This is a genomic window from Clostridium drakei, from assembly GCF_000633595.2.
Taxonomy (GTDB): domain Bacteria; phylum Bacillota; class Clostridia; order Clostridiales; family Clostridiaceae; genus Clostridium_AM; species Clostridium_AM drakei.
The window spans coordinates 1-21009 of record NZ_JIBU02000049.1; the positions used below are offsets into that span (position 1 = coordinate 1).

The window sequence follows — 21009 nt, forward strand, 5'->3', positions numbered from 1 at the left end:
TAAAGCTTTACAATCCAAAGGACTACCGTCCTAAAAATTTTTTAAGTGCTAAACTTCTGGTATTATAATTAATAAAATTATTGAAATAATTGCTACAATACTAGTTGAATATAGTAAGGAATTTATGCTGCTAGTATATTCACTTGTAGGTACTTCTAGAAACATGTACCAATCGGTTCCTTCAACATGTGATGAAAAAAGCATTTTTGTTTCAGCATTATCTTTAAATTCCCCAGAAAAACTATTTTGAGAAACAGCTTGTTTAACTAAATTTGCATATTGATTATTGGAGCTTTTTAGAAAGTTATTATTGTTAATTAATTTATTGTCTGGATGGAATAATACAGTACCATCTTTATTAAGTATATACACTTTATCTGTTTTTCCTAAATGAAAATTAGTAGTTTCCTTAAAGACTGTGGAAACAAGACAGGCACCACTTACAACGCCAATAACATTATTAGTTCCTATATCTTTTACAGGACATTCCATAGAGATAATCCAGTCAGAAGGATTTTCTTTAGCTGTAAATGGATTTGATATAACTGATTTACCCTGCATAACTAGAGGAAAAGTGTTTTCAGAGCCTATGTCAATTAGTACTTTGTTTTGTAAAATCAACTTTCCTTTAGTATCGCCTATTCCTAAACTGTTATAAATTCCATTATAGTTTTTTTGTTCATGTTGAAAGTAAGGTATTATTTTATCATAATTCATACTGGATACTAATTCAGTATTTGCAATTACTTGCATTTGTGATAATCTTGAATTTACCCAAGAGGATAAGTCTTGAGCGTGAATAGTAACTGTCTGCTTACCAGAGCTTCCCATAGAATTTAAGATTGATTTTTTTGAATTATTATAACAAATAATCGTGAGAATGCTTATTATTAAAATAAAAATAAAAGATATTATAGAAATTGCTTTAAGTTGTAGTGAATTTCGCTTTTTCATAAAATTCCTCCAAATTTAAATGATATTTTCATTTAATATATTATTAATTTAAATTAATACTGGTAATTTGTAAGAATATAGGGAATAATGTTTTTATTATGAATATTTTAACACCAAAAATAAGCATGGTCAATATATTGTTAATATATTGTTAAAATATTGTTAATATAATATAAAGATATATTAAATAAACACGAATTTAAATATTGTTGAAGTATTTATTTTAATAAATTAGAATAAAATTTATGAATAGTATAAAAATTCAAGAAAAGTAAAGAAAGAAACCTATATATAAGCCCTGTACATGAAATCAAGGAAATATTATATATTTAGAATTGGCTTAATTATATATAATTTTTATAGGAGTGATATATTAATGAAATTTGTAAATATGGAAAAATGGAATAGAAAAAAGCACTATGATCATTTTAAAAAGCTGGATTATCCTCATTTTAATATATGTGCGAATGTGGATATTACAGAATTTTATAAGTATACTAAAGAAAATGAAAACCCATTTTTTATATCGTTTTTATATACTGCAGTAAAAACAGCAAATAGTATAAAAGAATTTAGATTTAGAATAAGAAATAATAATGTAATTGAACATGAAGTGGTAAATCCTTCTTTTACTGTAATGACTAAAAGTGAAGTGTTTAGTTTTTGTACGACAAAATTTATTGATGAATTTAATGATTTCAAAATTTATGCATTAAAGGAAATGGATAAAGTAAAAAATGATGTAATTATGGTGGATGAACCAGGACGTGATGATCTTTTGTATATTACTAGCATCCCATGGATTTCATTTACCAATTTAACTCATCCTATACATATGAATCCTGTTGATAGTATTCCAAGGATATCTTGGGGAAAATATTTTAATGAAAATGGAAAAATTAAACTACCACTGTCGGTTCAAGCCCATCATGGATTAGTTGATGGTATACATGTTGGACAATATTTTAATATGATGCAGGAGATTTTAGATGATCCTACAAGATATTTATAGTATGTGATAATGTTTTATAAATTTTAATGTAAAAAAGTTAATTTGAGATTTATGAACAAAAATTGTTGAATGAAACTTTTTTCTACAAATTACAGCAAAAATATGACAAATGTTAATAAAATATGCTATAATGTGTTCTTAATAAAAAATGAATAAAATTATGCAATCTAGTTGAAATATGTAAAATTTTAAGATCAGTATATTGAATTTTATATATTAAATAATTTACTAAATAAAGTTAGGGGGGACTATTTTTGTTCAAAAAATTATTAAAAAATACAGAAGAGAGAAAATATGAAGGTTCAAGTAATGCAGAGTACATTCAGAAAGACTTACTTATAAATCTATTTAATGATTTAATACAGGGAAAGCCAAGAAAGTTAACTTTGGAAGATGTAAATTGTGGTGATATAGTAGATAAATGGAACGAGGTTATAGACACATTGTGTAGTACAAGAAGGAAATCAGTTCTTGAAGTAAATGATCTATTGCAAAGGGTAACTAGAATGGATTCTGTTAGAGATATCATTAAAAGTGTTGATACACAAACAGAAGCATTACATTCCATGTCAGCAAATAGTGAAGAATTGGCAGCATCTATAGAGGATGTCTCCAGTATGTCTCAGAAAATGTCACAATACTCAAATGATACAAAACAAGCATCTGAAACAGGACTATCAAGTGTATCTGATTCTATTGAATTTGTAAAAAAGTCATTCGAGGATATTGAGATTATAAATAATCAAATGCAAATTGTTAAAGAAAAAACTCATAAGATAAATGAAATAATTGATATTGTAAAAGGTATTGCAGATCAAACAGGATTATTAGCATTAAATGCTTCTATTGAAGCAGCAAGAGCAGGAGAGCAGGGAAAAGGATTTGCTGTTGTTGCAAATGAAGTTAAAAAGCTTGCTGAACACACGACCAATTCAGTTTTAGACATACAGAAAAATGTTTCCGATTTACAAAATGATATAGATTCATCAGTTAATAAAATTGAACAAACATCTAAACAATTGGATTCAGGAAAACAATTAGTTAATAATTCATTAGAGTCAATTAGTTTAATTGATAATTCCATAGATACTGTTAATGAAACGGTTAATCAAGTTACAGCAAATACAGAAGAACAAACTGCAGTTACTCAATCCTTTACTAGCAGTATTATGGAATTATCACAACAGGCTGATTATATAGATAATAGTTGTATAGGAATTGGAAAAATTATATATGACTTAAGTAAAAATATAGATTCCATTAGATTAGATATGGTTAAAGATAGATTTTGTTTAACAGATTGTGATATGATGGATGTTTATGAAACAGATCATTTGCTTTGGAGATGGAAAGTATATAATATGCTTCTTGGTAATGAAAAAGTAAATATTAATGTTGTAGGAGACTATAAGGGTTGTAGACTTGGGAAGTGGTATTATGGTATAGAGTGTGATGAATTTAGAGATAACAAAACTTTTATAGAATTAGAAAAACCTCATATGGAATTGCATGATGCAGCAAGAGAGGCTGTTATTGCATATGAAAAAGGAGACATAAAATTGGCAGAACAATGTCTTGAAAAAATGGACACGTGTTCAAAAACAGTATTTGCTTTAATGGGTGAAATGAAAAAAGTATTGTTTTAAATAATAATAAGCATGCACTACCATTAATAATTGTAAAAGTAGTGCGTTTTTCACAAAAATCAGTTAAAGTATCCGATAATTTAACTATACTTGATTTTTATTTTTACAATAATTGATACAATTTTTCAGCCATCTAATAGTAGATTCTTCTCGTATAATAGCCCCATCCAGAACAATAAAATCTCCAAAATCCTCACTATCAAGAGGTGGAACAGTATCATAACGTTCCTTTTGAGAGTATAAAAATGAAAGCCTTTCATGGTGTTGGAGTAATTGATGTTCCAATAAACTTATTCTGGTAGTTACATCTAAATTGCTTGAAAAATACATTCTAAGTCGGAAAACATTTTTAGGTGTTTGCTCCATAGGTTCATCCTTATTAAGCCATTTCAAAAATTCTTTTTTACCTTTTTCTGTAATAGAATAAACTTTTTTTTCTAATACATCTCCGCTAACTTCAATGTCATAAACTAAAAGTTTTTCATCCACTAATTTTTTTAGTTCTGGATATATTTGGCTGTGTCTTGCATTCCAAAACTCAGCTAATTGAAAATTAAATTCCTTTCCTATATCATAACCAGTTATAGGTTTTTTATTTACTAATCCTAAAATTGCGTATTTAAGAGTTCTCATAAAAATCCACCTTCCTATTCTGCATATAACATTATAACATGGTTTTTATAATTATATAAGTGCAAATATATAAATTGAAACATATAAAATTTGACATGTTTGATGCTGGATGATAACATATAATCAATTATTCAACAAAAAATAATTCTTGAAAAATAAATTAATAAGGGGAGTAAAATCATGAAAAGAAAGTATCCAAACTTATGTAAGCCAATTAAAATAGGGAATGTTAATTTTAGAAACAGAATGTTTTCTGCTCCTATGGGTGGAACAGATATTACAGCTGACTGCACTATTGGGCCTGCATCTACCGCTTTTTATGAATTAAGAGCTAAGGGTGGCGCTGCTTCAGTTACTGTCAGCGAATGTGTGGTACATCCAGAAACAGAAGGTTCTCATATGTTTCACCTGGATTTGCAAACAGTAGGTTCACTTGCAAGCTTTACATATACTGCAGATGCTATTCGTCGTCATGGTGCAATTGCCAGTGTAGAATTATCCCATTCAGGACAATATGCTGGAACTTATTTAACTGACAAGAATAAAAAGCAAGGACTTGCTCAATGGGGACCAAGTGCTGGAGTTCGTCCAGATGGTCGTGAAGTAAAAGAACTTACTCAAGAGCTTATAGATGATATAGTAGCAGCTTATGGAAATTGTGCAGCACTGGCTAAAAGAGCAGGTTTTGAAATGATTATGATTCATGGTGGACATGGATGGTTGATTAATCAGTTCTTGTCTCCTTATTTTAATCATAGAACAGATAAGTATGGTGGTTCTTTAGAGAATAGAGTGCGTTTTGCACAAGAAGTTCTTGATAGTGTTCGTAAAGCAGTTGGACCTGGTTTCCCAATAGAGTTTAGAATGAGTGGTTCTGAATTATTTGAAGGTGGCTATGATCTTGATGGAGGTGTTGAAATTGCTAAATTAATAGAATCAAGAGTAGATTTACTTCATGTATCTGCAGGAACTTACCAAAGAGGATTTGGGATAACACATCCATCTATGTTTGTACCACATGGTTGTAATGTTTATCTTGCGGCAGAAATTAAGAAACATGTAAGTGTACCAGTTGCAACACTTGGTGGCTTAAATGATCCAGCTCAGATGGAAGAAATCATAGCTAGTGGTAAGGCAGATGTAGTTGAAATGGCTCGTGCACTTTTAGCTGATCATGAACTTCCAAGAAAGGTTATGGCAAATAAAGATGAGAACATTGTAAAATGTTTAAGATGTTTTACATGTATGGCAGAACGTGCTATGACATCTACAAGACGTTGCACAGTTAACCCATTAATTGGACGTGAATTAGGTGGAACAGAAATTATTCCTTCAGCAACTCCTCGTAAAGTTTTAGTAGCAGGCGGCGGCCCAGGTGGACTTAAAGCTGCTATTACAGCTGCAAAACATGGACATAAGGTAATTCTTTGTGAAAAGTCTAATGAGTTAGGTGGAATACTTAAGGGAGAACAAGCAATTCCATTTAAGTATGAGATGTATGAATTAGGCGTTACCCTTGGAAAATTAGCAAAAGATGCAGGTGTTGAAATTCGATTAAATACAACTGTTACAAAAGAGTATGTAGAAAAGGAAAATGTTGATGCACTAATTATTGCAGTTGGTTCTGAACCACTTGTTCCTCCAATCCCAGGTTTGAAAGGTGATAATGTAGTAGTTGTTAATAACTATTATAAGGAGAAGGATAAGGTAAGCAATGATGTAGTAGTGCTTGGAGGAGGTCTTGCAGGTTGTGAAGCAGCAATACATCTTGCACGAGAAGGTAAGACTGTACATTTAGTAGAAATGAGATCAGAACTTGCTCCAGATGCAAATATAAGACATAGGCCAATTTTATTATCTGAAATTGAAAAGAACAATATTCATGTTCATACAGAATATAAGGGATTAAATGTAACGGAAAAAGGTGTTACATGTGCTGACAAAGCGGGTGAAGAACAACTTGTTCCAGGAACTACAGTAATATGTGCACTTGGACAAAGAGCAAGAAGAAACGTAGTGGAAGAATTAGTTGACTGTGCACCTTATGTAGCACAAATTGGAGATTGTGTAAAAGCTTCTACTATAACAACTGCAGTATATCAAGGATATCATGCTGCATTTGATATTTAATCATTAAATAAAAAATATTTTTGGGTAACTTAAAATTAAAGCTTCAGGATGGATTATTTATTAAAAGATAAATCCAGTCTGAAGCTTATTTTTTAATAAAGTACTGTGTAAGTAAATATAAAATGTGCAAAAATAAAGCCAACTTTAATGTATAGTTTTATTAAATTAGTAGTTCAAGCAGCTTTACTTATACCGCTGGCAGTGTTGTGTGGATTTAGACATAAAAAGCTATAGAATTGTTATATAAAAATGAAATTTAAGATGAAGTATTATTTAATGCCTCATCTTTTTTAAAGTTAAGGAAATTTTAAGGTTGAATTAAGAGGAGTGAAAGTATATACCTTTAAATTTAAATATATATAAAATAAATTTAAAGGTGGGAGGTAAAGAATATGAATAATTTTTTTGAAGGTACGAAAATAAGAAAAGTGATATTTATTTATGTTTTTGTAGTAATTTTCTTTTGTATAATTTCTGAATTAAGTTTTGTGAAATCTACAGGCATATTAGATGAAAATTTGTTCTTATTATTATGTAATTTAGGAGTTTTAGTGTGGTTTATGCTAAAATTAAGAAAAGTAAGTTATGATGTTAAAAATGAAATAAATGGTTTGAAAACGGATTTAAATATTAAAGATACAATGTTTAGTATTATAATAAACATTACTGTAAGTATAGGATTTGTCATAATTGTAGTTTGTGCTTTAAAAAGTATATCACCTTCATTTATAAATGGACTTTTAGAAGAATTAAATAAAAATGACTCAAATTCCTTGTATAGTATAATCATTAATGGAATTACAGCATCATTTATAGCACCAATTGTAGAAGAGCTTATATTTAGAGGGGTTATACTTAATAGATTAAAAATAAAAATGGGAATTAAAAAAGCAGTGATAATATCTTCTATTTTATTTGGAATGATCCATTATGAATTAGGAATATTGTCTGCAATTGTTTTTGGTATATGTATGTCATTAATATATTTAAAAACAAAAAATATATTTGTTACTATAGCAATTCATATTATCAATAATTTTATGATTTTTGTTGTACAAATTATATACTTCTTAATAGATAGTAATGTAAGCAATGAGAATGTCGCTTTAAGTAGTTTTAATTCATTATGGTTTATAGCTGGCATTGGATGCTTTGTGCTGGGAATAGTTATGAGTACTTACTTTATAAAGGTAAATTGGAATAAAAGAATTAGTGATTAAGTATAACAGAAAAAGGAAGGAAGTGAATTTTAGTGTGGATTGTATTTTGTACACATGCCATCACTAAAGAAAAGCTATGAATTTTGAATTATTTAAAGAAATTAAAACAAGATATTTATTTATAAAAATGCTTTGTATACTTGCATTAGGTATAATATTAATGATAGTTTGTTCAAAGGTTTTAAAAATGCACATAACAGATAGTTATGTTGAAATTATTTCAACTGTAATTACAATAATATGGTTTTTAATAGTACTAAAATTTATGAGAGAAAATAGTATAAGCATTAGTAATTTTATAAGAAGGCCAGTAAAAAGTAAGTTTATATTAGAAGTTCCTGTAAGTTTAATAATAACTTATTTAGGTGGTGCAGGATTTATCTTATTAATATTATTTTTAGTTAATTGCATAAATCCAGCTATGTTAAGCAGCATAAATTCAAATTTATCCAATAAATCCCCTGAACTAGGCACAATGTTTATGATGATTATAAGTTTTATTTCATCCGTTATTATTGCACCTATAGTAGAAGAATTTATTTTTAGGGGAATATTAATGGGCAGGTTGTATAATAAATATGGAATGGGTAAATCAATTATATTTTCTTCAATTATATTTTTATCTATGCACTTAAACATTAATCCTATGCTTTTACTTTTAGGGATAAGCTGTGCCATTCTAACCTATAAGTATAAATCATTAATACCTTCAATTACACTTCATGCTTGCAACAATCTTATTGTTTTTATAGGTGGTTTGAAAAGAAACAGTGGTGTAAGTAAAAATGATTTACTGAATGTCAATTCTAGTTTTATAATTGGAGGCATTATAGTAGTTACTATATATCTATTTTATTCATATAGAAATTATAGAAAATGTAGAATGAATATTTAATATTTATAATTTTAAATGTGTTTAAGGAAAGGAAAGTTTATATTTATGAAAAAGATTTTAATTGCTGATGATGAACAAGAAATAATAGAATTATTAAGGCTGTATTTTGAAAAGGATTATTATGAAGTGTTTGGTGCTGATGATGGATTTTCAGCACTGGATATTTTAAAGGATAATACAATTGATATTGCAATAATTGATATAATGATGCCCAATATGGATGGTTATGCTCTTATAAAAAGAATAAGGGAGAAATATAAGATTCCTGTTATTGTAATGTCTGCTAAGAGTGAAATAAGTGATAAAATATTGGGGCTTGAACTTGGTGCAGATGACTACATAACTAAACCATGTGATCCACTGGAGGTATTAGCAAGGGTAAAGGCACAGCTTAGGAGATGTTTGGAATTTGATAATAGTGAAGAAAAAATAGTAGAAACTCTCACTATAGGAGAGTTGAAACTTTATACGGATTCATGTACTCTCTACAAAGGAAACAGACAAGTACTAATTACATCTACAGAGTACAAGCTATTACTTCTTTTGATGAGTAATCCTAAGAAAGTTTTCACTAAAAAACAGATTTTTGAATGTATTTGGAATGAGCCTTTTTATGCTGATGATAATACAATAATGGTTCATATTAGCAAATTGCGGGATAAAATTGAAGAAGACTCTAAAAAACCTGTATATTTAAAGACAATAAGGGGACTTGGTTATAAAATTGAGTATAAAAAGTAATTTATATATGGAGAGTAGTATTAATGTTTTTCAATAGATTAAGAAAAAAATTTAAAAGACTATATATTACTATGTTTAAAAACTATATTGTTTTTATGTTTTTAGTGTTACTTGTATTATTAGGCAGTATATGTTTTGTCATTTTTACTATAGGAAAAATGATTACATCAGAAGAGTATGTAAAAGATACACAAAAGTTTTTTATGGCATCAAAAATAGTAAAGGATGATTATAAAAAAATTGATGCATCGAAAATCATTAAATCTAATGGATGGGTCGAAATACTCGATTCAAATAAAAAAATTATTTATGTTATAGGAACTAAAAAAGATAAATCAGCAAGTTATACAGAAGATGAGCTTTTACATTTTATGGACTTATCATATAATAATTTAAAAAGTGATACTTCTTATTTTTATTCTGTTGCACCATTCAATAGCGATGAAAAAAAATTCTATTGTATTGTTAAAGTACCTCCTGGAATTGTAAAATTAAATGTTGATATAGCGCCTTCACCAGATAAATATATTGAAAAGGCTGCAATTTATATATTGGTAGCTATACTTGTAATTATAGTGTTTTTAATAACATCTGTATTTTTATATGCTTACTTAACTACTAAAAAAGTGGTTATGCCTTTAAAGAAAATATTACAGGGGATAAAAAGAATGACTGAAGAGGATTACTCTACAAGAATTAATTTTAATGCAGAAAATGAATTTGCAGAAATAAGAGATGCTTTTAATTTTATGGCTGAAAAAATTGAAACTTCAAAGGCAGAAAGAAATAGAATGGAGATTTTAAAACAGCAGCTTTTATCAGATATATCTCATGATTTGAAAACACCATTAACTTCTATTATGGGATATTCAAAGGCACTTAGAGATGATGTGGTAAAGGATGATGAAAAAATTAAGCAATATTTAAATACAATATATAATAAATCTAAAAGAACAGTTTCTTTAATTGAAAATCTTCATGAATTCACAAAGCTCGATAATAATGGATTTTTAATAAACAAAGAAAATTGGGATTTTTGTGAGTTTGTGCGTAAAATAGTATCTGAATATTATAATGAATTTGAGGAAAAATGCTTTCAAATTGAGATAAACTTACCAGAACATGAAATTATATATGAATTTGATAAGTTAGAAATGGAAAGAGCAATTTCAAATATTATATCTAATGTGTTAAAGTACAATAAATTTGAAACAAAAGTAAAGATAGAATTAACTTGTAATAACTACGAAATAGAACTGATAATTGCAGATGATGGAATTGGTATTGATGAAGGTTTAAAGGGAAATATATTTGAACCTTTTTCAAGAGGTGACAAATCAAGATACACAAAAGGTGGTACAGGGCTGGGACTTTCTATTGCAAATAAAATAGTTCAAAAACATGGGGGAAGTCTAACTCTTGAAAGTTGTAAAGAGTATAAAACGATGTTTAAGTTAAAATTTCAAAAATAGTAAGGTTTTACTTTCTATAGAAAAAAACTATTAATACACACTGAAATTTCTATTAGAATTATTGTTAACAAATTATTATAATGTACATGATTGGGTTTATATTAAACATTTGGAAATATTGAAGCATTTTAAACATCTTAATTGAATTGGAGGATATTATGAAGAGTATTAAGTCAAAAATGATAGTGTTTTCAGGTTTGTTAATAAGTGTTATATGTATAGGATTAGGTGTGATTTCGTTTATAAATTCATCAAAGGCATTAAATACAAATTTAAGTAAAACACTTCCTAAAATAGCAGAACAAACAGCAAATAATGTTCAAAGTAAACTTGAAGGGCAGTTGAATGTATTATCAGCCATTGCAGCAAGGTCTGAAATAAAAGACGCTAACAATTCATGGCAAAATAAAGTTAAGATTCTTACAGAAGAAGGTAAAAGAATAGGAAGTATTAGATTAGAGGCTGTAGATAAGAATGGAAATATAACAAAACCTGATGGAACAATTGTTAACGTTAAAGAAAGAGAGTATTTTCAAAAAGCTGTAGCGGGTAAAAGCAATGTATCAGATCCTTTTGTAAGTAAGACTGGTGGAGATGTAGTAGTTGTATATGCAGTTCCTATTAAAAACAATAATGAAGTTGTAGGAGTATTAATTGAAACGAGAGATGGAAATCGTTTAAGTGACATAACTAATGCAGTTAAGTTTGGAAAAACAGGTTATGCATTTATGATGAAAAAAGATGGTACAAATATTGCTAATAACAATAAAGATTTAGTGGTTAAAATGTATAATCCAATAGAAGCAGCAAAAAAGGACAGTAAATTGAAGCCCTTAGCGGAAATTGAAAAGAAAATGGGGGCAGGAGAAACAGGAATAGGTGAATATTCTTATGAAGGAGTATATAAACGCATGGGTTATGCTCCAGTTAAAGGAACTGAATGGTCTGTTGGAGTTATAGTGCAAAAAGAAGAAATACTATCTGAACTTACTAGTTTAAGAATTTCTGTTATAGCATTTTCTATATTATTTATATTAATTGGAGCCATGGTGATTTACATCATTGCTAATAGTATATCAAGAGGAATAAAAGCAACCTCAAAACATTTAGATTTATTGGCAGAAGGAAATTTGAGTGGAGAAGTTTCTACTAGATATTTGCAAATGAAAGATGAAGTTGGAGACATGAGCAATTCAATGAAAGTGATGCAGGAATCATTAAGATCAATGATTAATAGGATAAAAGAAAATTCTGCAAATATCAATATGCAGTCAGAAAATTTATCTTCTGTTTCAGAAGAAATAGCTAGTTCATCGCAAAGTGTTGCAGAGGCAATAAATGAAATTGCAAAAGGTACAAGTTCACAATCTCAGGATTTAGTAAATGTAACAGATATTCTCAATGACTTTAGCAATAAATTGTCCAGAATGGTTAATGAAATACAGGTTGTTGACTCAAAGTCTAGGGAAATTAGTTTGATGGCAGAAGAAAGTAGTACAGAAATGAATGGATTAAATCAGTCTGTAACAAAGGTGAGCAATTCATTTAAAACTTTTAATGGTAAAATTGTTGGACTTGGAAAAAGCATAAATGAAATAAATGAGATTATAAATATAATAAACAGTATTGCAGAACAAACAAATTTATTGGCGTTAAATGCAGCTATTGAAGCTGCAAGAGCAGGCGAATCAGGAAAAGGATTTGCAGTTGTTGCAGATGAAATAAGAAAACTTGCAGAACAATCACAAGTGTCAGCAGAAGATATTAGCAAATTGATTAGTGAAATATCTCAAAATACTGATACTATAGTTAAAGATTCCAGTGATATGGATGGTGAATTAATAAATCAAGTTAAGATTATAGAAAGTTCAATAGTGTCTTTTAAAAGTATTATAGAAGCAGTAAGTGAAGTAATTCCTAAAATTGAAGTAGTCAAAAATTCTGCTGAAGATATAGAAAGTGATAAAAATACTATTTTAAATAGGGTAAATGATGTATCTTCAGTTTCACTTGATGTTTCAGCAACTTCCCAGGAAATTTCAGCATCATCACAAGAAATGAATGCTACTACAGAAGAAGTAGCAGCATCATCACAAGTACTTAGTAATATGACTAAGGAAATGGTAGATGAAGTAAATAAATTTAAAGTTTAAAAATATTGTATCTTAAAAAGATGAGACTTTTATGTTTCATCTTTTTTTATAGTAAATTAAAAGATTTTAATGATATTTGGGTAAATTAAAGATAATATGACACAATGTATTTAGTATATAAAGTGACACCTGCTATTTCCAATAACAGGATTGTTTAATGACACAATAATTGTTATAATTATACCGTGCAGCTTGTTATTTAGCACAAACAAGTGTTAATGACAATATGATGAAAGAAAGGAAAAGAATGATTTGGAATATACAAAATCTCTAAAGAGTATAAAGAAATATATTAATGTAGTTGTAATAACAATGATAATTATGCTGGTAATTTTTGTTGTAAAAGCTTATATGGAAGGTAATTTTTCATCACAATCAGCTTTTGAAAATTATATTCGTCAATTTGGAGTATTTGCACCAATTGCTTTGATAGTGATTCAATTGTTACAGGTTATATTCCCGGTAATTCCTAGCATTTTAGGATCTATAGTTGGTGTAGCACTTTTTGGAAGCTTGAAGAGCTTTATATTTAATTATATAGGAGTTACTATAGGATCAATTATATCGTTTTTACTAGCTAGAAAATATGGAGCTAGTTTTGTAAAAAAGATTATAACAGAAGAAAAATATGAAAAATATATTGGAAAGTTTCAAGGTGGAAAAGGATATACTATTATACTGGTTTTTACACTATTGATTCCTCTTGCACCAGATGATATTCTTTGTTATTTGTCTGGATTAAGTAAGATGTCGTTTAAAAAGTTTATGTGGATTATCATATTTGTAAAGCCGTGGTGTATATTAGCTTACAGTTATGGTTTTGGAGCACTTTTTACTCATATAGCAGGATAAATATTAGTATAATGATAAATTAAGATTTTTATTAAAAAAAGAGAGGCAAGGGATTATTCTCTTGCCTTATTTAGTATCATTTGCAGTTATCTACTTTTATTGAAAGATTGATATTAATGTTTATTTTATCAGATTTGTTTTCTAGAGTTTCAAGTAGTGATGCTAATTCTTTTATATCATTTATATCTGTTTTAGCATTAGATTTTACAGGAAGTTTAGAAATTTTTAAAAATTTTAAAACCTGATTAACGTATTTTTTTGCAAATCCTTTTTTTACAATATCCTCTACTTTAAGACCTTCCTTATAAAGCTGAATAATTTGATCTTTTTTAGTAATTTTCATATAAACCCATCCTTTATAAATTAGTCTTACTAAATACTTGAGATTGATACTTCATAATATCTCCATATGATTGATACAACATATTTATATTCATTTGAACAATAAATTATTCCATATTAATTGAAAATTAGATAATATTTTTATATATAAAAATTTAACATATTATTATAGATTATTTTCTAAATATTTAGTAGCACAGTGCGCATATAAAGCAGAACCCAATGGTAAAACTTTTTCATCTACTATCATACTAGGATTATGAATAGAGTAAGAATACCCGCCTTCAATACTTCCTGCACCAAGGTTAATCATAATTGATGGAACTTGTTCTGCAATACTAGTAAAATCTTCTGTACCACAAGCTGTAGGAATTTCTTTTACTTTTTCTTCAGTACAAATTTCTTTACAATAATTTGCAATTTCTTCACTAAGAATTGGATTATTATATAAAGGACCAATACCATATAAAAACTCTACAATTGCATCTCCTCTAAAAGTTGCAGCTACATTTTCGCTAATTTCCCTAATTCTTTTTTTTAAAAAGGAACGACTTTCTTGTGTAGTTGCACGAATAGAAGCTTCAATTACTGCATTGCCAGCTAAGGTATTAACAGTATCACCGCCTTGTATTTTACCAACAATTAATACAGAATGTTCAGTGCAAGGTATTTCTCTTGCAATAATTTCTTGCAGCGAAATAACCATATGCGCTGCAATATTAATTGCATCTACACCTTTTTCTGGAGTACTTCCATGAGCATTTTTCCCAGTTATAGTAATACGTACAGCGTCACCTGAATAGAAAGCTGTACCTTTTGCATAGGTAATGGAACCAACATTGGAATTTTCATAACCAACTTTAATGTGAATTCCCATTGCTGCATCTACTTTAGGGTTTTCTAATATTCCTGCAGATAACATATCATTTGCACCAGCAAGTAATTCTTCTGCAGGTTGAAACATAAATTTAACAGTCCCCTTTAATTTATTTTCATTTTGCTTTAATAGCTTTGCAGCACCAAGCAGCATGGTGGTATGGCAATCATGACCGCAAGAATGACAATTTCCATTAGTTGCAGCAAAATTCAATCCGGTTTTTTCACTCATAGGAAGAGCGTCCATATCTGCACGAAGTAATATAGTTTTACCAGATTGTCCTAGTGTACAACTCACTCCTGATTTTCCAACAATGTAAGGTTTTAAACCATATTCAGTAAGTTTTTTCATTACAAGAGATATTGTTTGAGGTAGTTCAAATCCAGTTTCAGCGTAGTTATGAAACATCCGTCTATTAGTAACAAGTTCACCATTCATTTCTAATGCTTCTTTATAATATTCATTCATATATTCAACCTTCTTTATTATTTAATTTTAAATGTTGTTAAAATGTTCGGATCAATATTTAAAAGTTCATGGAAGCAAGCAAATAGTTTACAGTTAGAATTTTAAAAAGATCTTTAATAAAATGAAAACTTCATTCTAATAATATTTTATTGTTTGTCATAATTTTATTTATAAATTTAAACAGGAAATAAGACTCTAGCTAAGTATATGCATGAAGTAAGTGTAATACAGCTAAAAATGGTGGATACCATTACTTCTTGTGAGGCAAAATTTGCATTGTTATCACATTCAACAGCAATTAAAGCTGTATTTACAGCTGTTGGTACAGAACAGGATATGAGTACTGTTTGGGCAATAACTCCAAAGAAACCAAAAGCATGTATTAATATTATAGCTAGTATAGGTCCCAAAATTAAGCGGGTAAAAACTGCTATATTTACATTGATATCTTTAAAATCAAATTTAGTTTTTGAAAGTTGAACTCCTAAGGTTAATAATGCCATAGGTACAAGCCCATTTTTTATATATTCTAATGTACTCCATAAAGGTGTTGTTGTTATATCAATATTAGCATATTTAAGTAAAAGCGCAAGTGGTATAGCATATATCGAGGGCATGGAGAAAATTTGATGTATTGATTCTTTAAAGTTCATTTTACCTCTTCCAGCGTTATAAAAACCAATAGTATACATTGCAACATTGGTAAATACTAAAATCATAATTTGAACTGTAAGAGCTTCATTTAAATATGGAGTCTTCCCATTAATAACAAAAGGTGCACTACCAAAAATAAGAGTAATAAGAGATACACCTATATTGCCTGTATTATTGAACATAATAGAATTTTTAAAAGCACTTGCTTGGCCTATATCATATTTTCGAGTTTTTGCAATAATTCTGGCTGTTATATCATTAAATACTAAATAAAGTATGCAAAAAAACAAAATTTTGAACATTTCGGGAGATAAATTAGTACAGTAGAGATTATAAAATATAAAGCCAGGTATAAATAAATAGAAGTTTAGCTTACTGAGAGTAAATACACTTAAATCAAATTTTTTACTTATTATATAACCAAACGCAATTAATATGAAAACTGGTACAATATTATTTGCTAGTATGTGTAAAAAAATAGCCATTTTTTAGCCTCCTAAAATTATGTATATCTTGTCCTTTAATTTGATATGATTAGTATGGAATCGACCAATAAAGAACTTAATTATAATTTATTCTACTAAATATATATATAATGTTCAATATACTTAATAGATATAGTGAGAATAAGTGAAATTTATACGATTACTTTTGAATTTTTAAAGATTAAATAATTGTAATGAATAAATATACTATATTGACAAGAATTACAGTTAAAATTATAATTAGTTAGAAGTCTAACAAAATAATAGAGGGATGATATATGGATAAGGAAGAATTAATAGGTAGAAAAGTAAATATTTTCAATAATAGGATCAACAGAAAAATAAATAAAGAGGTTGCTAAGTATGGGATAACAGGTGTTCAAAGCATGATACTTGGTTTTGTATATCATAAATCTGAAGAAAGGGATATATTTCAAAAGGATATAGAGGAAGTTTTTGATATTAGACGTTCTTCAGTGACTAGTGTACTTCAATTGATGGAAAAAAACGGGTATATTGAAAGAGTAAGTGTTTCTGAAGATGCAAGGCTCAAGAAGATAATACTTACAAAAAAAGGACTTGAAATTCAAAGAAAAGTACATGAATCCATTATTAAAATTGAAAAATATTTAAGAGATGAGTTAAGTGATGATGAGATGTACATATTAATTCATTTACTTGACAGGTTATCTAAAAAAATTGCTGATTAAGTGCAATTTTTTTACGATATTAGTTAGAAACCTAACAAGAGGGGGAAAATATATGATAAGAAAATTAGCAAGTTATGTAGCAGAATTTAAAAAAGACGCAATTTTAACGCCTATATTTGTTGCTTTAGAAGCAATAATGGAGACTATTATTCCACTATTAATGGCATGGATTATTGACAATGGGGTAGGAAAAGGAGATATGAAATATGTATGTGTTGTTGGAACAGTAATGCTGGCAGTATCATTTATATCTCTTACTTGTGGTGCATTATCAGGAAAATATGCAGCTAGTGCATCTACTGGTTTTGCTAGAAATTTGAGAAGAGCAATGTATTATAATATACAAAATTATTCTTTTTCTAATATAGACAAGTATTCTACAGCTGGGCTTATAACAAGGCTAACTACAGATATAACAAATGTTCAAAATGCATTTCAAATGATAATAAGGATGTTTGTTAGAGCACCATTCATGTTGATTTTTGCTATGGGAATGAGTTTTTATATCAATGCAAAATTAGCTTTAGTATTTTTAGGAGCAATTATCTTTTTAGGGATTGTATTGTATTTTATTATGACTAGAGTACACCCATATTTCATGCAAGTTTTTAGAAAATATGATGATTTAAATGCCAGTGTGCAAGAAAATTTAACAGCAATTCGTACTGTAAAGGCATATGTAAGAGAAGAACATGAAATAGGCAAATTTTATAAAGCTTCTGAAAACCTATATAAACTTTTTGTAAGAGCTGAAAAATTGATTATAATTAATGCTCCTGCAATGCAATTTGCAGTGTATACTTGTATTTTACTTTTATCATGGCTTGGAGCAAAAATGATTGTTTCACATTCTATGACAACAGGTGAATTAATGAGTTTATTTACTTATACTACTAATATATTAATGAGTCTTATGATTATTTCTATGGTATTTGTCATGGTAATTATGTCAAAAGCATCAGCTGAAAGAATTATAGAAGTATTAGAAGAAAAAAGTGATTTGGCAAATCCTAAAAATTCAATTTATGAAGTAAAAGATGGATCTATTACATTTAAAAATGTTAATTTTTCATATAATAAAAACCTAGATAATTGTGTTTTAGAAGATGTAAATATAAAAATTAATTCAGGTGAAACTATAGGTATTATTGGAGGAACAGGAAGTGCTAAATCCACTTTAGTTCAACTTATTCCAAGATTGTATGACACAACAAGTGGCAGTGTTGAAGTTGGAGGAATTGATGTTAAGAAATATGATATAGAAACTCTCAGAGACGAAGTTTCCATGGTATTACAAAAAAATGTATTGTTTTCCGGAACAATAAAAGAAAACTTAAGATGGGGAAACAAAAATGCCACAGATGAAGAATTAATTACTGCATGTAGACAGGCTCAGGCTGATGAATTTATAGAAAATTTCCCAGATAAGTATGATACCTACATTGAACAAGGTGGAACCAATGTATCTGGAGGACAAAAGCAGAGATTATGTATTGCAAGAGCACTTTTAAAGAAACCTAAAATACTAATTTTAGATGATTCTACAAGCGCTGTAGATACTAAGACTGATGCTCTTATTAGAAAGGCATTTAAAGAAACAATACCAGATACTACAAAGATTATTATTGCTCAACGTATTTCATCAGTAGAAGATGCAGATAGAATTATTGTATTAAATGACGGAAAAATTGATGGGTTTGGAAGTCATGATGAGCTTCTAAAATGTAATTCTATATATCGAGAAGTTTATGAATCTCAAATGAAAGGAGCTGATGACAATGAGTCAAAATAAAAGTGCGAAACCTAGAGCTATGCGTGGTCGAGGTGTACATGTACATGCAAAGATGAGTAAAAATTCCTTAAAGACTTTAAAAAGGTTGTTAGATTATGTAATTAAAGAATATAAATTTTTGTTCCTTATGGTACTGGCAACTATTATTATAAGTTCTATTGCAAATGTTGTTGGTACATTATTTATAAAAACTCTAATAGATAAATATGTAGTACCTCTTTTAAATAAATCTGGAGCTGATTTTGCACCATTACTTAAAATGATAGTTACTATGGCATTAATTTATTATGTTGGAGTTTTGGCAACATATGCATATAGCCGTATGATGATTATAATTTCTCAAGGTTCACTTAAAAGGATAAGAGATGATATGTTTTCTCATATGGAAACTTTAAATATTAAATACTTTGATACTCATGCTCATGGAGATTTAATGAGTCTTTATACCAATGATACAGATACATTGAGACAAATGATAAGCCAAGGTATACCTCAATTGTTATCAGCAATTATAACTGTTATTGGTGTATTTATTTCTATGATTTTTTTAAGCTTACCATTAGCAGGTATTGAAATTTTAATTATAATTTTGATGGCCAACGTTACTAAGTTTATTGGTGGTAAAAGTGGAAAATATTTTGGACTTCAACAAAAAGATTTAGGTGCAGTGAATGGTTATATAGAAGAAATGATGGAAGGACAAAAGGTTGTAAAAGTCTTTTGCCATGAAGAAGAAGCAAAAATTAATTTTGATAAATTAAATGACATGTTGTTTAATAGTGCAAATAATGCAAATAAATATGCCAATGTTTTAATGCCTATCATGGGTAATATTGGATATATAAATTATGTAGCAGTTGCTATTGTTGGTTCTATTCTTGCCATTGGATCATTTGCTGGTTTTACTCTTGGAGGACTTGCATCCTTCTTGCAGCTAACAAGAACCTTCAGTCAAACGATAAATCAGATGTCTCAACAATTTAACTTTGTAATTATGGCTTTAGCAGGGGCAGAACGTATATTTAAACTTCTTGATGAAGAGAAAGAAGCTGATGAAGGTTATGTAACTTTAGTAAATGCAGAAGAAAATGAAAATGGAGAACTAGTAGAATCCAAGAAACGCACTGGAATTTGGTCATGGAAGCATCCGCACCAAGATGATACAGTTACTTATACAAAGCTTCTTGGTGAAGTAGTATTTGATGATGTTGATTTTGGTTATAATGATGAAAAAATTATATTGCACAATATAAAACTTTATGCAAAGCCAGGTCAAAAAATAGCCTTTGTAGGTGCTACAGGAGCAGGAAAAACTACTATTACAAACTTAATCAACCGTTTTTATGATATTCAAGACGGAAAGATTAGATATGATGGCATAAATATCAACAAAATTAGAAAAGACGATTTAAGAAGTTCTCTTGGAATGGTACTTCAAGATCCACATCTTTTCACTGGAACAGTTGCAGACAATATTAGATATGGAAAACTGGATGCAACTGATGAAGAAGTAATTACAGCAGCTAAGCTTGCTAATGCACACCAATTTATAAAACATCTTCCAAAGGGATATGATACAGTTCTTACTAGTGATGGTGGAAAGTTGTCGCAAGGACAAAGACAACTATTAACAATTGCTAGAGCAGCTATTGCTGATCCACCAGTTTTAATACTTGATGAAGCAACATCTAGTATTGATACAAGAACGGAAGCTATAGTTCAAGATGGTATGGATAAACTTATGAAGGGAAGAACAGTATTTGTAATAGCTCACAGACTTTCTACAATTAAAAATTCAGATGTAATTATGGTGTTAGATGAGGGCAAAATTATTGAAAGAGGAAACCATGATGATTTGATTAAACAAAAAGGCAAGTACTATCAACTATATACAGGAGCATTTGAGCTGTCATAGAATTAATTATTTATCAAGTGATTCTTAGATTAAGGTGCAATTTGATTATAAGAAATAC

At 28.7% G+C, this 21009-nt stretch carries 17 protein-coding genes; 12 read left to right on the forward strand and 5 right to left on the reverse strand.

Annotation, left to right across the window (positions count from 1 at the left end; translation table 11 throughout):
* Positions 1-48 precede the first annotated feature (48 nt).
* The gene (locus EG57_RS0221135; RefSeq protein ID WP_032079108.1) at positions 49-954 is read right to left on the reverse strand and encodes a cache domain-containing protein; all 906 of its coding nucleotides are present in this window, start codon (positions 952-954) and stop codon (positions 49-51) included.
* 376 nt (positions 955-1330) lie between these two features.
* On the opposite strand from EG57_RS0221135, the gene EG57_RS0221140 reads away from it, so the two are divergent.
* Together EG57_RS0221140 and EG57_RS0221145 are read left to right on the forward strand one after the other, a co-directional pair.
* The gene (locus EG57_RS0221140) at positions 1331-1966 is read left to right on the forward strand and encodes a chloramphenicol acetyltransferase (RefSeq protein WP_032079091.1); all 636 of its coding nucleotides are present in this window, start codon (positions 1331-1333) and stop codon (positions 1964-1966) included.
* A gap of 254 nt (positions 1967-2220) precedes the next feature.
* Complete coding sequence (locus EG57_RS0221145) at positions 2221-3612, forward strand: methyl-accepting chemotaxis protein (RefSeq protein WP_032079092.1); 1392 nt, start codon at positions 2221-2223, stop codon at positions 3610-3612.
* An 84-nt stretch (positions 3613-3696) separates the two neighbouring features.
* Here the strand turns inward: EG57_RS0221145 and EG57_RS0221150 are convergent, their stop codons facing one another.
* Positions 3697-4245 carry a PadR family transcriptional regulator gene (locus EG57_RS0221150; RefSeq protein WP_029159723.1) on the reverse strand — a complete coding sequence of 183 codons (549 nt, stop codon included), beginning with the start codon at positions 4243-4245 and terminating at the stop codon, positions 3697-3699.
* A gap of 180 nt (positions 4246-4425) precedes the next feature.
* Between EG57_RS0221150 and EG57_RS0221155 the strand changes: the two genes are divergently transcribed.
* From EG57_RS0221155 to EG57_RS0221185, 7 genes are all read left to right on the forward strand, one after another.
* Complete coding sequence (locus tag EG57_RS0221155) at positions 4426-6375, forward strand: NAD(P)/FAD-dependent oxidoreductase (RefSeq protein ID WP_032079093.1); 1950 nt, start codon at positions 4426-4428, stop codon at positions 6373-6375.
* Positions 6376-6767: 392 nt separating this feature from the next.
* Positions 6768-7595: a CPBP family intramembrane glutamic endopeptidase gene (locus tag EG57_RS0221160; protein ID WP_032079094.1), complete on the forward strand. Its 828-nt coding sequence runs from the start codon at positions 6768-6770 to the stop codon at positions 7593-7595.
* Positions 7596-7671: 76 nt separating this feature from the next.
* On the forward strand, positions 7672-8490 hold the full coding sequence (locus tag EG57_RS0221165) for a CPBP family intramembrane glutamic endopeptidase (RefSeq protein ID WP_032079095.1): 819 nt from the start codon (positions 7672-7674) through the stop codon (positions 8488-8490).
* Between the two features lie 45 nt (positions 8491-8535).
* The gene (locus EG57_RS0221170) at positions 8536-9231 is read left to right on the forward strand and encodes a response regulator transcription factor (RefSeq protein ID WP_029159727.1); all 696 of its coding nucleotides are present in this window, start codon (positions 8536-8538) and stop codon (positions 9229-9231) included.
* A 23-nt stretch (positions 9232-9254) separates the two neighbouring features.
* Positions 9255-10703: a sensor histidine kinase gene (locus EG57_RS0221175; protein WP_032079096.1), complete on the forward strand. Its 1449-nt coding sequence runs from the start codon at positions 9255-9257 to the stop codon at positions 10701-10703.
* 158 nt (positions 10704-10861) lie between these two features.
* Positions 10862-12856: a methyl-accepting chemotaxis protein gene (locus EG57_RS0221180; protein WP_032079097.1), complete on the forward strand. Its 1995-nt coding sequence runs from the start codon at positions 10862-10864 to the stop codon at positions 12854-12856.
* 252 nt (positions 12857-13108) lie between these two features.
* A complete protein-coding gene (locus EG57_RS0221185; RefSeq protein ID WP_032079098.1) occupies positions 13109-13708 on the forward strand; it encodes a TVP38/TMEM64 family protein in 600 nt (199 codons plus the stop codon).
* Positions 13709-13784: 76 nt separating this feature from the next.
* Here the strand turns inward: EG57_RS0221185 and EG57_RS0221190 are convergent, their stop codons facing one another.
* The 3 genes from EG57_RS0221190 to EG57_RS0221200 form a co-directional block, all read right to left on the reverse strand.
* Positions 13785-14051 (reverse strand): hypothetical protein, encoded by a 267-nt coding sequence (locus tag EG57_RS0221190; protein WP_029159731.1) that lies wholly within the window; start codon positions 14049-14051, stop codon positions 13785-13787.
* Positions 14052-14216: 165 nt separating this feature from the next.
* Positions 14217-15395, reverse strand: a complete 1179-nt coding sequence (locus EG57_RS0221195) for a M20 metallopeptidase family protein (RefSeq protein WP_032079099.1) — start codon at positions 15393-15395, stop codon at positions 14217-14219.
* A gap of 176 nt (positions 15396-15571) precedes the next feature.
* Positions 15572-16534, reverse strand: a complete 963-nt coding sequence (locus tag EG57_RS0221200; RefSeq protein ID WP_032079100.1) for an AEC family transporter — start codon at positions 16532-16534, stop codon at positions 15572-15574.
* Positions 16535-16812: 278 nt separating this feature from the next.
* Between EG57_RS0221200 and EG57_RS0221205 the strand changes: the two genes are divergently transcribed.
* The 3 genes from EG57_RS0221205 to EG57_RS0221215 are packed head-to-tail and all read left to right on the forward strand — an operon-like array spanning position 16813 to position 20951.
* Entirely contained in the window at positions 16813-17244 is a 432-nt protein-coding gene (locus EG57_RS0221205; RefSeq protein WP_032079101.1) for a MarR family winged helix-turn-helix transcriptional regulator, read from the forward strand.
* A 52-nt stretch (positions 17245-17296) separates the two neighbouring features.
* Positions 17297-19036, forward strand: a complete 1740-nt coding sequence (locus tag EG57_RS0221210; protein WP_032079102.1) for an ABC transporter ATP-binding protein — start codon at positions 17297-17299, stop codon at positions 19034-19036.
* Positions 19023-20951, forward strand: a complete 1929-nt coding sequence (locus EG57_RS0221215; RefSeq protein WP_032079103.1) for an ABC transporter ATP-binding protein — start codon at positions 19023-19025, stop codon at positions 20949-20951. Before EG57_RS0221210 ends, EG57_RS0221215 begins: the two co-directional genes overlap by 14 nt.
* Positions 20952-21009 lie beyond the last annotated feature (58 nt).

Excerpts from the sequence above, each read along its gene's own strand:
- EG57_RS0221135 (WP_032079108.1), bottom strand. The coding sequence starts at position 954 with ATGAAAAAGCGAAATTCACTACAACTTAAAGCAATTTCTATAATATCT.
- EG57_RS0221140 (WP_032079091.1), top strand. The coding sequence starts at position 1,331 with ATGAAATTTGTAAATATGGAAAAATGGAATAGAAAAAAGCACTATGAT.
- EG57_RS0221150 (WP_029159723.1), bottom strand. The coding sequence starts at position 4,245 with ATGAGAACTCTTAAATACGCAATTTTAGGATTAGTAAATAAAAAACCT.
- EG57_RS0221155 (WP_032079093.1), top strand. The coding sequence starts at position 4,426 with ATGAAAAGAAAGTATCCAAACTTATGTAAGCCAATTAAAATAGGGAAT.
- EG57_RS0221160 (WP_032079094.1), top strand. The coding sequence starts at position 6,768 with ATGAATAATTTTTTTGAAGGTACGAAAATAAGAAAAGTGATATTTATT.
- EG57_RS0221165 (WP_032079095.1), top strand. The coding sequence starts at position 7,672 with ATGAATTTTGAATTATTTAAAGAAATTAAAACAAGATATTTATTTATA.
- EG57_RS0221170 (WP_029159727.1), top strand. The coding sequence starts at position 8,536 with ATGAAAAAGATTTTAATTGCTGATGATGAACAAGAAATAATAGAATTA.
- EG57_RS0221175 (WP_032079096.1), top strand. The coding sequence starts at position 9,255 with ATGTTTTTCAATAGATTAAGAAAAAAATTTAAAAGACTATATATTACT.
- EG57_RS0221180 (WP_032079097.1), top strand. The coding sequence starts at position 10,862 with ATGAAGAGTATTAAGTCAAAAATGATAGTGTTTTCAGGTTTGTTAATA.
- EG57_RS0221190 (WP_029159731.1), bottom strand. The coding sequence starts at position 14,051 with ATGAAAATTACTAAAAAAGATCAAATTATTCAGCTTTATAAGGAAGGT.
- EG57_RS0221195 (WP_032079099.1), bottom strand. The coding sequence starts at position 15,395 with ATGAATGAATATTATAAAGAAGCATTAGAAATGAATGGTGAACTTGTT.
- EG57_RS0221200 (WP_032079100.1), bottom strand. The coding sequence starts at position 16,534 with ATGGCTATTTTTTTACACATACTAGCAAATAATATTGTACCAGTTTTC.
- EG57_RS0221205 (WP_032079101.1), top strand. The coding sequence starts at position 16,813 with ATGGATAAGGAAGAATTAATAGGTAGAAAAGTAAATATTTTCAATAAT.
- EG57_RS0221210 (WP_032079102.1), top strand. The coding sequence starts at position 17,297 with ATGATAAGAAAATTAGCAAGTTATGTAGCAGAATTTAAAAAAGACGCA.
- EG57_RS0221215 (WP_032079103.1), top strand. The coding sequence starts at position 19,023 with ATGAGTCAAAATAAAAGTGCGAAACCTAGAGCTATGCGTGGTCGAGGT.